The following is a 13,262-nucleotide window of genomic DNA, read 5'->3' as shown; positions in this document are numbered from 1 at the left end:
CTGCTTTTGTTGCATACAATATTATTTCTTATTATTTTTATAAAAACCACCAGTAAAAAGTAGTTAAACATTATAATTCATAAACTTATAAAAACCGAAATGCATGGTTGAATTTTAACCACCCCTTCTGCTAATATCTCGCCTCGTGTTTAAAAGTAATAAACACACACAAATATAAAACAAACTTTATAAAACATAATGCACACTTGATAATTACTGGTTCTATTTGGATAGAGCTCGGTATTTATTTTATTTAAAACATTATGAATTTGTAATTTCATTTAATATCAAAATATTAAGTAGGTATATAAATTGAAGAAGGTCATCCTCCCTCAATTGGGCTTTGTTGCGTCAAATTTACGCTTGCTAGCTCTAGGCTTTGTAACCCTCGTGTCAGCATATTCTTTTTCATCAGAGGCTTATGCTGAGCAAGTGGCTAGTGGTGAACAAAAAACATTAGTTGTACTCGTCAATTTCCAAGAAAACCCTCAAGAGATCCCGATCTCTAAAGAAGACGCCCATCATGTTGTTTTTAATACCGTTAGCGACTTCTATTCGCAAATGTCCCAGGGGCAACTTTGGCTATCTGGTGATGTTGCTGGAACATTCACCTTACCGATATCAAACCAAATTTGCGATGATGATGCTGTAGCAGCGGAAGCCAACAAAATGGCTGAAACTGCGGGATATCAACTATCAAACTATGACCGTTTTATCTACTTAACAACCAAAACTGGATGTGCATCAGAAGGCTCTGGTAGTCAAGGAGTAACTCCCTCTAGAGCGTCAATAAATGCGGTTTTCGAGCCTCGAGTTATCGCCCATGAATTAGGACATAATTTTGGATTGCATCACGCTTCCGCACTCGACTGTAAAGACGGTACGTTAGCTGGTGATTGCCGTGTCATAGAGTACGGTGATAGCTACGATACAATGGGTAACTACGATATGGGTTACTTTAGCGCCTTCCAATTGGAAAACTTAGGGTGGCAGACCTCCCCTGCTCAAATCATTTCTAGTGATGGTGTTTACTCTATTGATGCCTATGAAGACTTTGAAAGTACTTCATCAAAAGTTTTAAAAATCCCAAGAGGTACCGATCCAATTACAGGTCAGCGCCAATGGTTTTACGTTGAATATCGACAAGCTCTTGGCTACGACAGCTTTTTACGTGACCGTTCGTACATCGTATACCGCCAAGATGTGACAGAAGGTGTGGTTGTGCGCCTAGCGACAGACGGTGATCTTAAAAGTAGCCGCTTGCTACACATGAAGCCTGACTCCACTTTCAAACAATTATTTGGGAGTAATGACTGGGAAGACCCTGCTCTTCCAATTGGTGGAACGTTCACCGATCCAAAAACAGGCGTGTCAATTACTTTGGAAAGTGCTAATGGTCAAAACGCCCAGGTCAGTGTCATATTTGGTGGTGAATCCGGGCAATGCGTTGCGACATCGCCTCTACTCTCTCTAACCCCACTATCAGGTTCTGATGCAAATGCTGGAGCAACGTTAGCGTATAATCTTAAAGTGACGAACCAGAACAATACAGAATGTGCAGACGCGACTTATACAACGGCTTTAAGCGTTCCTGACGGATGGAATTATGACGCAAGCGCCTTGACGGTTCCTTCCGGCATGAGTGCAGAAACGACGGTCATGGTTACGTCAAACAGCGATGCTCAGCCGAACTCTTACAGCATAACCGTTGACGTTATAGATGCTGAAAATGAACAATCAGCCAAAACCGAGCTATCTTACACAGTGTTGTCTGAGTCGACGTCACCACTTGAGGCGGTGAATGATAGCGTAACGATCAGTGATAAATCCGTCGTTCGCATCGAGCAGTTAAATAATGACTCGTTTGAACAATCGACCTCTCTTGCAATTACGGTCGCTAAGCCAAACAAAGGCAGCGCCCGTGTACTGAGCGATGGCTCCATTGAATACACACCTTCGAAGAAGTTTAAGAATAATGATTCATTTACTTATACGATCAGTGACGGTCAGTCTTCTTCAACCGCGACGATTAGCATCACCTTACAATCGACTTCTGGTGGGAATGGTGGTGGAAACGGTAAAGGGAAACCGAACTAAATCACGCAATTCATACAAAAAAGCCTGGAGAATACTCCAGGCTTTTTATTCACAAGACGTCAATTAGTTGCTTGGTGCAGGACAAATATCACAGTCAGCAGAAGCTGTATTCGTCGCTTGAGTATTATCGATTTTCAAGAAACCAACCGCTGTCACAGTATCACGGAAAGATTGTGTTTCTGCATTGCTAAATGCCGTTGGGATATAACTACCAGTATAAGACTGACATTGATCCGAAGCGAGTTCGATATTATCCACTACTGTCACGTCATCAGAAGCATCCTCAGGCGTACCTGAGTCATCCACAACAGAAACATTCACTAAAGTAAGTCCAGGCGTTGTGTTACATACCATTCCCGAGAAGCTCACTTCTGCAATGATACCGTTTTCAGTAAGTTTGAAGCCGCTTTCACATGATTTCGTTACACTAATCATTGGAGACAAGCTCAATGACTCACATGGATCACTTGCGGTATCAGTAATGGTCGCTTGGCCACCCGGAGTCGCAGCTGCTGTGACTTTCACCGTATTAGTTAGACCATTGCTTGTACTTTCAAAACTGCCGCTGTATGAAGCACTATCACCTGAAGCAATGGCACCTAAGCTATGTGTAGTACCTGCTTCTAAATCCTCTACAACAACATCGTAGAGCGTACCGACACCATCATTAATCACGTCGCCGCTGTATGAGTAAACGTAACCATCTTCTGTTTCATTCACGACCGCTTGATTACATGTTTTGGTGATATCAACACTACACAACTCAAAGTCACCAACCACAAAGTCTTTCAACTGAGCGGTAATACTGCTTGATGCTCTTGTTTCGGCTGCAAATGAGCTAAAACAGGTGTCTGTTTGTAGAAGTTCAGTAAGGTTTACACCACCTTCAAAGAAGGTTTCTGGAGGGAAGACATTTTCGACACCACTTTTTGGCGTATACGCCCATGGTGCAGGTGAGTCAGTTGTATTGGTTGAAGCACACACATCTTGCGCGCCTGGTGAACACAGTGCATTTGTCTTAACTTTCAAACGTAAGTTTGTCGCAGCACACTGACCATCTTGTGGATTATTGTTATCAGCTTTCGCACAAGTTGTGTCCCATTCAAGAACCAAAATTTCTGGCCCCTCATTTGCCCCTTGCAAATAATTCACCTGAATCAAAAGGTCGCCAGCAATATGTTGACCCGTGAATGTACCGTCTGGGTTTGTACTGACCGAGTCTTGATAAAACCAAAAACCTAAGAAGGCATCACCGCTGTTACCAAAACGGTCTGCACCAAAGGTAAGTACAAGGTCATTATTAATGTTGTATGCCGCTGCATACGCATGAAGAATGTCCCCTTTATCAAGTACCGTACCAGTCTTCCAACCAAGTTCCGGTATGTCTTTGATGTCTTTATTACCACCAGTAAAGATTGTATCCGGTGTTGCCGTGTCATTCTCAAAGCTAAATACTAATGCTCCACCACTGTTTGGCGGCGTTGACCAGTCATCTGGAGCACCTACTCCAGAGTCATCTATCGCATTAGCATTTGCTTCTAACTCAAATACGCCATCTGTTGGTGTTGCAAATGCAGAGCTACCTATTAGCAAGCTTGTAAATATTGCATAAAGAAAGCTCTTCATCGTATGCCAGATACCTGACTTACAAGAATTCATAACCTACTCCTTAGAACGCTTCTAAAGCTAGACGAAGGTCCCTATGTCATTAATTGCCTTTTAAGAAAGAGTGAAAGCGAGATACAACTTTCGTTTCGAGCTCGTATAACGCATAGAGCATGCCACTACTTAAGGTTATGATTTTATTAAACTAAATATTTTCAACAGCGAAGAGAATGAACAGAGTGTTCAATTTTAAAGAAAGAGAAAGAAAACAAAAGAGACAAAAAAACCTACGATAACAAAGATATATACGTGTTCTAGGATAATGTTACAGATTGACACTTTATTGTTTACACCTGTGACAGATGCGCAAAAGCGACGGTATTGAAACTGTCCACTATGAATATGAAATAGACGCTTACTCACGTACTCCCAATAATGTGAAGGTGATGTGTAACACCTGTTTGCATAGTGTTACATCCTTTACACATCTAATTGAATACTCATTTAACTAAAACATATTCAGTCGTTTAGCGAATAAGTTTTAGCTCAACCATTTATGAAAATATAAACAAACTGTTCACCCCTCTGTACAAAAATAAAAAATAATCAACAAATACAAAAGGTTAAATATGGAACACTCTATGCTAGTCAACTGGCGCAGTTTAACTCTGTGAGAAAACTATCACGTATGTGGGCTCAAGGACGTAGCGAGCCCACTTACACAAGGAGGTTTTATGAAAACCATATTTAACTCTTGGTGGGGCAGTAAGAGTTACCGTTGTTCCACTTTATGTAGCCAGAATATACTTACAGCGATCAATATCAGCAGCATGTTTAAGCTGTTTACTTGGGTCATAGCGGTTAGCTTAGTGCTGAGCTCTCAAATTGTTTACGCATCCGCTGGCGACCCTTCAAGCCGAGGCGTGCAACCAATATTTGTTGAAGGGAATAACACCTGTCAACAATTACTTCCAGGGATCGATGGTTTGATAGAATACAAGCTTGAGCCAGTTACAGACGGCACTTTCGGTGATGGCATGCTTGAAGTGGTTATTGATCAACAACCTGGGGCAAAAACCTTCAGTTGGGATCAAGGTGATAGCCCTGTGATTATGCAAGCTATCTTTGTGAAAGGTGGTCCTGACGGAAACCTATATAACTACTTTACAGATGGATTATTGTATCAAGATGATGCCTTACTACATGCACCTGTGGGTAAAAACGGTAGATACTATGGCTTAAGTCATATTTCATTCTGTTACACACCAGGCGTACCAGACATTAAAATCACTAAAACTTGTACATTTAGTGACGTTGTCAATGGTAACACTTTGAAATACAATTATAAACTCACTGTAGAAAACACCGGTGACTTTGCATTGTATGATGTTGTGGCAACAGACACTACAGCCGTTGACAACGATATGGCTGCTGGTGACCATGTGTTCAATTTAGCGATGCTCGCCGTTGGACAAACGCAAGAGTTTAATGGTTCGTTTATTATTGACCAAAACGGTATCACTAACTATGCAGAAGTAAGCGCAGCACTTGAAACTGGTGGTGGTGTTGCGGTTTCTGACAACGCAGATTGGGAATGCCCAAGCCAAAACATCCCTGGTTCATTGTCTCTAGAGAAAGACTGTAGTGTCGTCGTCGTGAATCGATTTGAAGATACTGGTATTAATGAATACGGTCTTCAAGTCAATTACAGTGGTAGTGTATGTAATACCTCCAATGTCACCATTGACGGCATTGTCGTAATCGACAACAAAGACTCGAATCCAATCCAGGTTGGTATGCTTGCGCCTGCTGAGTGTTACGACTTTACTGGTAACTACGAGCCAATCCCAGGAGATGGTGAAGGCCTTCCATTACCGGGTGAAGAAGTCAGAGCGTTTACAGATACTGTGGATGCGAGTGGTGAAACTATCTTCGGTAATGTTGTCGTAGAAGCGATAACAGCGTCTGCAGAATGTACGCTATGTCCAACTTGTCCAGAGCCTGTTAACTGCCCTGAATAAGGTCTACTTACAACTTAATAAAACAACGCCTGACGTTAACTCGTCAGGCGTTTTCTTTCGAACTATATCGTTCTATTTATTCTTACCTTTCCCATTGTTACCAGAGTTGCCAGAATCGCCACCAGATGAGGACTCTAACTTCACTGAGACCTGAGCGGTCGAGCTGCTTTGACCATCACCTATGGTATAGGTAAAGCTGTCGTTATTTTTGAATTTCTTCTCAGGTGTGTAACGCAGGGTGCCATCTGATAACAGCTCTAGTCGCCCCTTGCTCGGTCTAGTAAAAGAAAGCACGCTTGCAGAGTTTTGCTCTCCAACAACATCGTTTGCCATCACATCGATAATCACCGACTGTTTCGAAGACATAGTCACCTGATCATCAACAGCAACGAGCTCTGGTGATGGTGAGATTTCAGTGGTTACAGAGTAATTCACGGATGCTGCGGTTTGCAGACTTGAGTCCTCTCCGTGCGTCACGATCATATTCAAAACATAGTCTTTATCACTAGCGTCAACCGAAGATACGACTGATATCATTACTTGTCCGGTTTCACCTGCTGCTAGCGTGATTGCATTGCTGCTTGCTTTCCAACCAGTTGGCACTGACGCGTTTACAGAAAAACTGCTCGCTGAACAATCTGCACTATCTTTGTTGGTAATAGTGACCTGATATTGAACCTCATCGCCGGCTGCAACCGAGTTGTTTGTTGCAGCTTTCGCAGTCACTGATGGAGCATTTACAGTACAAGTCCCGATATTACCGTTGTCAGAGCCATCAAAGACAACGCTTACTTCAGCGATGCCGTTCGCTGCACTCACCAAACTCAATGTTACACCTGAGTCTGGGTCAGTATAGCTACCACCGACCGGCATAGATGGGTCAAACCAGTCATTTCGGCCAAAAACCGCACGATATTCAGAATCAGTTTTAAAGTGAAGCAGATTACTGCTGCGCCCATCGCCTTCTACAGCGCTTCGAATGATGATGCCATCCGTAACGTCCCCACGATAGAACGAGTAAGAACGAGCATCTAAAAAGTCGTCAAACCCAATAGACTGGCGGTATTCAATGTAAAACCATTTTTTTGCACCTGTAGAAGGATCAGTACCACGAGGTACTTTTATCGTAACTGGCTGATCACTAGTCGTCTCGTAATTCGCGATGGAGTAAGTACCATTTTGAGTAACTTCCAGTGTCTTTGAGGCGTGCTCTCCCTCTAGCCATCCTAGTCGCTCGCGCTGGAAAGTATTCAAATAGCCGATGTCTGGACCACCCATTACATCATAGGTATCACCGTATTCACGCAACGTACAGTTGTCTGAAAGCGTATGTTCGCCGCAATCAAGTGCACGAGAGTGATGCAAACCAAAGTTATGCCCAAGCTCATGAGCGATGTTCATCGGAGAAAAATCACCATTGATGTGCGCGCGTGAAGGCATGCCATCAATAGTTGCCGATCCAGCGACACCACATGCCGTTTTTGTCATCAAGTAAACAATACGATCGTACTCTTCAAGCTTCACTCCCGCAGCGATGGCTTCTTGATCCGCTGCATCTTGAACAGCGGTAAAATCACAAACCTGATTAGACAACGGCAAATTAAACCAACCTACGACTTTCCCAGACAGCCACATTTGATCAAAAGAGCTTTCACGGTAGAAGTCATTCACTGTGCCAAAGATTAGATTATTTGCCTCTGACAAAGTTAATGGCTGCTCATTTGGGTTTTCTTTGAAGTTCAGCAGGATAACCAATGTATTTTGCTGTCCCGTCGTACTTCCTGCTGCACTGGCGTAATGGATGCTCTGTAAACAAGCGAATATTACTAATAAAAATGACAACCCTTTATTTAGGATTGTTCTATTTATTTTAATATTTTTTATCACTGCTTCACCTAATTTTAAATTAATAACTAGTTCACCTTCCCGCCAATATAAGCAGAAATGGTAGGGTAAAATGATATAAATTTTAGGCAATAAAATGCCCTAGCCTATAAAGCCAAATATGTTCCTATATACATCAACATGGTTATAAAAGGATAACCACCAAAAATATAAGAGCCGGAATCATAGCAAAGCAACCGGTCAAAATTCAACCAGAGCGATAAGTAATTTAGGTTAAGTTTGTGTAATAATAAATTTGTCCATTTTTGTCAGTTACTTAAAATAACCTTATGATTGTTTTATATGAACAAACTTTGTATTCAACAATGACTTTAATAAATCACTTGCACTACAGCCAATTTAAATCATTAAAAATCAAACAAGTAGAAATTGAACTAAAACAACCTCAATTTCATCGCATGAAATTATAACCTTTAAATTCATTAACTTAATAACGAGTCATTCGAATAATATACCTCAACAACTCTTGAGTAATATTATTCATCTTTAATTGTTAAATTTGCGTTAAATTAAAGTGGTGAAAAGTTTTTTGCTCACCTAGTTTTATACTCGATTAAAAGACAGACTGAGTGATACAGTGCAATATCAACTAGAGACATATAGAGAAACAAGCAGGATATATGTGCAACTTTATTTTCAGTATTGAACTAAAATCACGTGACAATATGACGCTATAGATAGCAATTCGGGAAAACTAGTTAAAGAATGATTAACTGATAATTGAGGTTGGTATTTGTACAAAAGTTAATTATTCAATTGAAAAGTGTGCATTAGAATAGTTTGACAATACCAGATACTAAAAAACCGGCACTAGGCCGGTTTTTAGAAATAGTGGAGGCGCCTCCCGGAGTCGAACCGAGGTCCACGGATTTGCAATCCGCTGCATAGCCACTCTGCCAAGGCGCCTTTCTGATTTTGTATCTCTGTCACCAAAGATTTTGATGGTGCCCCGGGCCGGACTTGAACCGGCACAGCGCGAACGCCGAGGGATTTTAAATCCCTTGTGTCTACCAATTCCACCACCAGGGCAACGCAATCATGCGATGGGTTAGACACCATCTGTCTCAGCGGCCTTTGCCGTGAGAACGAGGCGTACTTTAACGGATTAATTTATCTGGTCAACAAAAAATTAGTCTTTTTTATTCAAATGGTTAAAAAGCCAACTCAAACGAACAAAGGGCGATCATTTTGCTCACAAGAACATCAGCTTGTTTTGCTCTCGTTTACTTTGCTTCATCACTTCATATCAACGAGGAATCGACAAGTCGCACAAATTGACAGTATGGGTATAAACTTAACTCGTACCGCAGGGGATAAATAAGCGCTCATCATGTTTCGAAAGTCATCATTTCAATTACCGCTACACACTGATTCCGAACTCGACTTCGTAGTACCCCACTTCTTACTTACTGAATTTGATTATGCACGCTCTCTGGAACAGGGGATCGTCCATGACTTGGGTCCTGAATATACACACCAATATCGCGTCACACTGAGGCGCATACGCTCACTATGCTTGCTACTTCGCGAATTGATACCTCCTTTTGAACAGCGTATTTTGAAACCTCATTTAAAAATAATGATGAAGAAAACAAATAAGCTGCGTGATTTGGACGTATTTATCTTGGACAAAAGCCAATACATTGAAATGCTCCCAAACCACAAACCCTCTCTTGAGCCGCTTTTTGGCTTTATAGAATCCGAACGTGCTTACGAACAGACAAAAGTTGCGCGTTGGCTAGCGACACAAGAATACACTATGCACTGCACTTTGGTCAGGAATAGTCTGCTGCGAAGTACACAACACGAACGAGTGGATAACAACGTACCTGCGTTACTCTTCGCAAGCCAAAAAGTCTCCGAACAATTTAAAAAGGTCGACAAAGCACGGCGCAAGATCTCGGACAAAAGTAGTGCCAACGTGATCCACTCAATGAGAATAAAGTGCAAAGCGCTGCGTTATTTGCTAGAAGGGTTTTCCGCACTCTACCCTTCCCCACAGCACAAAAACAACGTGAAACAATTAAAACTATTGCAAGACAAGCTCGGTGATTTTAACGACACTTCAAGTCAAATTGAATTTTTCACACAGATCAAAGAGGCAGTAAACCTAAATAAAAAAGATCGTAAGACCTTGAAAAAGCTGCTTAACGTGCTTAGTGAACATCACGATATCTCGCGCCAGACCATCTTAACGCACTTAGACCAATTTGAGGCTTTCATCCACGATACCAACACACAAAGTCTCTACCAGCACTAACCTAGGTTCACGTATTTTTAATATTCATTAATTACAGTCAGTCGTTAGGCTCCATAAAGAAAGATAACGTGAAACCATTAAAACGATACCAATATGAGCGCTATGCCGTACTCTGTAATCTCGCCTATCCTCGCGTCTTCAGACAAACTCAATACGGATTCGATCCTAATGGGCAACGAGTCATTAGAAATGAACACGGTAAGATTATGATTCGCGTGCTCTGGAGTAAAAAACAGAGTGAAGTGGTCGTAGTAATTAAAGGCTCACACAGTATCAGTGATTGGTTGTTAAACTTCGCGATGTGGACGAGAAGCTGTCGACGGTTGGGACTGAATTACCGCATTCACGCGGGTTTCTATCATCTTCTGTTTCAAGAAAGTTTACCGAGCCGAAATGAAGATCGGTTGGGGTTGACCGTGATCGAGCGCCTCGAAGGTATCGTTGTACCGCTCATTCTTAGGGGAAAAAGAATCACCATTACTGGTCACTCTTCAGGTGGCGCGATTGGCAGTGTTTTTGCCGACTATATTGAGAAAAAATACCCAAAGAGCATTAAACGCGTCGTGACTTTCGGTCAGCCCGCAGTTGGAGATTGGACCTTTAAAAAACGCTATCGTTTGGGGCACAAAACTTACCGGATTTGTTGCGACATCGACATCGTGACATTCATGCCGCCAGTGCCTTTTCTCTATTGGCATGTAGGCAAAATGCTATGGTTGTATAACGGGAAAATATACGAGAATACGCCAACGTTCATTCGACTTGGACGTTCTCTATTTAGTTGGTTGATGCGACCATTCTCTTATCACTTTATGAGTAAATACATCCGCGATAAAGACTTCTTTGACGAACGCTGAGCTAAGTACCCTAAAACTATGATGTACAGGCACTAAAAAGCCGGACTCAGCCGGCTTTACGTTTTTGTGGTGAATTACAGAGAGGCAATTTCTTTTTCAAGTTGATATTTGCTATCTGTGACTATGCGCTCTAACACTTCAACGCGTCGCTTCAAGTCACCAATTTGCTTGTTAAGGTTATCTTGTTCTTCTTGGCTCATTGTATTACGTTCAGATATCTCCAAGGCTCTTACTTCTTTACGATGATTCAAGATTAACTTAATTATCCCGCCCCCAAATATGGCACCGAACACAATAGCCACAACCAATACATCAGCAATAGATTCCATTCTTCATCTTCCTCTAGATAATGCTCAAATATAAGTTACTCATTTGTTATATGAATATCAAATAACGTATTGATTCACTGCAAAGTTTCATCAAAATTTGCCTGTTCTGTATCAAAATCACAAGAATGGATTACTCAACGCTAACCCAAACCGAGACAGATCCACCATTTACAGGGAACTCAGCCCACCCGTTCGCATCTGTCCAAACGTCCTCAGTTCGGATGCCCAACTTGTCGACATAGCGTGTACTTGGCTTGCCCGTATACATCCACTTCGAGCCACCTGGTCCATCGCTCATGATCACTGCCATTGAATGTGGATGTTCTGCATCGCCCTCGCGAGTCCAGCCAATTACATCCCAATGGTCGAGATAAGAATGTTGTTTACCATACGCATAGTCTTTACGCAGTGTTACGAGCTCTTCGATGTAAGGCACTTTGACCATATTGATGTCATGCCCTTTATCACTGTACTGCGCGCCGTAGTAATCTGCATAAAACACGGATGGATAACCTTCTTCACGCAATAAGATAAACGCGTAAGCGAGCGGCTTAAACCACCAATCAACCGTCGACTCCAACGCCTGCAAAGGTTGAGTATCATGGTTTTCTACTAAGGTTACCGCTTTGACTGGATTGTCCTTCATCAGCGTACCATCCATGATTTGACGCATATCGTAGCTACCACCCGATTTAGACGCATTGTAGAAGTTCATATGTAACGGTGCGTCGAATAGAGACATGCTGCCAGAAGTTTTGGTGATAAAGTTATGCAGCTGATTCACATCGTAGTTCCAGTACTCTCCGACCGTGAATAGTTCTTTCCCTGTTTTCCAACGTAGGTGATCAATCCATTCTTGAAGATATTGGTATTTGATGTGCTTCACCGCATCCATTCTAAAGCCATCAACACCAGTCATGTTGATGTACCACTCACCCCAATCTTTCAGTTCTTGTTTAACTTCAGGATGATCCATGTCTAAGTCAGCATACATAAGGTAGTCGTAATTCCCCTTTTCAGAACTGACTTCCCAATCCCATGCCTTACCTTCACCTTTGAATTTAAAAATGGCTTTTTCTTTACCTGCATCGTCCCAGTCCACGCCATCAAAATGGTACCAAGTCCAATGGAAGTTAGAGTACTTGTCGTTGCGTCCAGGGAAATCAAACTCCACCCACGCTTCAATCCATTTATCACCAAGTTCAATGTTGCGGTTGTTCCAATCTACCCGCTTAGTATCAACCCAAGATTTCCCATCTGCACCACCACGGTGGTTAAACACCACGTCACCATAAACCTGGATATTGTTATTGTGAGCGGCATTGATAGCGCTAAGATACTGATCTTTCGTGCCGTATTTGGTGCGCACTGATCCTTTTTGATCAAACTCCCCCAAGTCGTACATGTCATAAACGCCGTAGCCGACATCATTACTGCCACCCGCTCCTTTGTATGCAGGTGGTAGCCAGAGCGCTGTGAATCCGTTTTCTGCTAGCGTTGGAGCGTTATTTTCCACTTGAGTCCACAGTGTGCCATCGTTAGGCACATACCAATGGAAATACTGCATCATTGTGCCATTCTCAGCAGCCAATGCAGATGAACTTAACAACAAGGTTAAAGGTAAAATAGTGCGTTTTAATTTAAATGTTTTCATTATTTTTCTCTCACGTTAAGGACTAAAATCCTCCTTTCTGCTCATACACACCAAGCATTGCCAACGGTCACGCTAGCCAAGTTGCTGCCTGTGATACAAAAAGTTCGGATTACAATCGAAGAGAAATTAGCACCAATCACCCTATACAATTATTGAGTTATTTAACATTTATAAAATCAATGACTAGCGCATTGAAAATATTGAATGGTGATCAAAACATGGGAGGAATTTAGAGAAGCGTGAACGAGTATAGATTGATGGATTTAAAACGAAGAAAGCCAGTCATTTAAGACTGGCTTTCGAAATAGTGGAGGCGCCTCCCGGAGTCGAACCGAGGTCCACGGATTTGCAATCCGCTGCATAGCCACTCTGCCAAGGCGCCTTTCTGATTTTTATATCTCTGTTACCAAAGATTTTGATGGTGCCCCGGGCCGGACTTGAACCGGCACAGCGCGAACGCCGAGGGATTTTAAATCCCTTGTGTCTACCAATTCCACCACCAGGGCAACGCAATCATGCGATGGGTTAGACACC

The 13,262-nt window shown here is 42.2% G+C and carries 8 protein-coding genes and 4 tRNA genes; 4 read left to right on the top strand and 8 right to left on the bottom strand.

Annotated elements, in window-relative coordinates:
* The first annotated feature begins 312 nt into the window (after window positions 1-312).
* Window positions 313-2,097 (top strand): Ig-like domain-containing protein, encoded by a 1,785-nt coding sequence (locus J8Z23_RS16990; RefSeq protein ID WP_434635587.1) that lies wholly within the window; start codon window positions 313-315, stop codon window positions 2,095-2,097.
* A 63-nt stretch (window positions 2,098-2,160) separates the two neighbouring features.
* Here the strand turns inward: J8Z23_RS16990 and J8Z23_RS16985 are convergent, their stop codons facing one another.
* Window positions 2,161-3,756, bottom strand: coding sequence for a hypothetical protein (locus tag J8Z23_RS16985; protein ID WP_005398290.1), 1,596 nt, complete (start codon window positions 3,754-3,756; stop codon window positions 2,161-2,163).
* Between the two features lie 680 nt (window positions 3,757-4,436).
* Between J8Z23_RS16985 and J8Z23_RS16980 the strand changes: the two genes are divergently transcribed.
* Entirely contained in the window at window positions 4,437-5,723 is a 1,287-nt protein-coding gene (locus J8Z23_RS16980; RefSeq protein WP_434635585.1) for a hypothetical protein, read from the top strand.
* A 72-nt stretch (window positions 5,724-5,795) separates the two neighbouring features.
* On the opposite strand, the gene J8Z23_RS16975 is transcribed toward J8Z23_RS16980, so the two are convergent.
* From J8Z23_RS16975 to J8Z23_RS16965, 3 genes are all read right to left on the bottom strand, one after another.
* Window positions 5,796-7,478 carry an Ig-like domain-containing protein gene (locus J8Z23_RS16975; RefSeq protein WP_434635852.1) on the bottom strand — a complete coding sequence of 561 codons (1,683 nt, stop codon included), beginning with the start codon at window positions 7,476-7,478 and terminating at the stop codon, window positions 5,796-5,798.
* 982 nt (window positions 7,479-8,460) lie between these two features.
* A tRNA-Cys gene (locus J8Z23_RS16970) sits at window positions 8,461-8,534 on the bottom strand.
* 36 nt (window positions 8,535-8,570) lie between these two features.
* A tRNA-Leu gene (locus J8Z23_RS16965) sits at window positions 8,571-8,657 on the bottom strand.
* Between the two features lie 301 nt (window positions 8,658-8,958).
* Here J8Z23_RS16965 and J8Z23_RS16960 point away from each other — a divergent pair.
* Window positions 8,959-9,888 (top strand): CHAD domain-containing protein, encoded by a 930-nt coding sequence (locus tag J8Z23_RS16960; protein ID WP_434635584.1) that lies wholly within the window; start codon window positions 8,959-8,961, stop codon window positions 9,886-9,888.
* Window positions 9,889-9,956: 68 nt separating this feature from the next.
* A complete protein-coding gene (locus J8Z23_RS16955) occupies window positions 9,957-10,745 on the top strand; it encodes a lipase family protein (protein WP_047009223.1) in 789 nt (262 codons plus the stop codon).
* Window positions 10,746-10,819: 74 nt separating this feature from the next.
* On the opposite strand, the gene J8Z23_RS16950 is transcribed toward J8Z23_RS16955, so the two are convergent.
* The 4 genes from J8Z23_RS16950 to J8Z23_RS16935 all read right to left on the bottom strand — a co-directional run bounded on the left by J8Z23_RS16950 (window position 10,820) and on the right by J8Z23_RS16935 (window position 13,234).
* Complete coding sequence (locus J8Z23_RS16950) at window positions 10,820-11,074, bottom strand: hypothetical protein (RefSeq protein WP_012842214.1); 255 nt, start codon at window positions 11,072-11,074, stop codon at window positions 10,820-10,822.
* A gap of 130 nt (window positions 11,075-11,204) precedes the next feature.
* Window positions 11,205-12,728: an alpha-amylase gene (gene amyS / locus J8Z23_RS16945; protein WP_085343761.1), complete on the bottom strand. Its 1,524-nt coding sequence runs from the start codon at window positions 12,726-12,728 to the stop codon at window positions 11,205-11,207.
* A 308-nt stretch (window positions 12,729-13,036) separates the two neighbouring features.
* Window positions 13,037-13,110, bottom strand: a tRNA-Cys gene (locus tag J8Z23_RS16940).
* A 37-nt stretch (window positions 13,111-13,147) separates the two neighbouring features.
* Window positions 13,148-13,234, bottom strand: a tRNA-Leu gene (locus J8Z23_RS16935).
* Between the last annotated feature and the right edge of the window lie 28 nt (window positions 13,235-13,262).

The sequence above is a fragment of the Vibrio sp. SCSIO 43086 genome, from assembly GCF_051132235.1.
GTDB classification, from domain to species: Bacteria; Pseudomonadota; Gammaproteobacteria; order Enterobacterales; family Vibrionaceae; genus Vibrio; species Vibrio diabolicus.
This window is presented reverse-complemented; position numbering and strand designations above follow the sequence as displayed.

Bases quoted from the DNA above. Each gene is read 5' to 3' on its own strand.
- amyS (WP_085343761.1), bottom strand. From the start codon at position 12,728: ATGAAAACATTTAAATTAAAACGCACTATTTTACCTTTAACCTTGTTG.
- J8Z23_RS16985 (WP_005398290.1), bottom strand. From the start codon at position 3,756: ATGAATTCTTGTAAGTCAGGTATCTGGCATACGATGAAGAGCTTTCTT.
- J8Z23_RS16980 (WP_434635585.1), top strand. From the start codon at position 4,437: ATGAAAACCATATTTAACTCTTGGTGGGGCAGTAAGAGTTACCGTTGT.
- J8Z23_RS16950 (WP_012842214.1), bottom strand. From the start codon at position 11,074: ATGGAATCTATTGCTGATGTATTGGTTGTGGCTATTGTGTTCGGTGCC.
- J8Z23_RS16960 (WP_434635584.1), top strand. From the start codon at position 8,959: ATGTTTCGAAAGTCATCATTTCAATTACCGCTACACACTGATTCCGAA.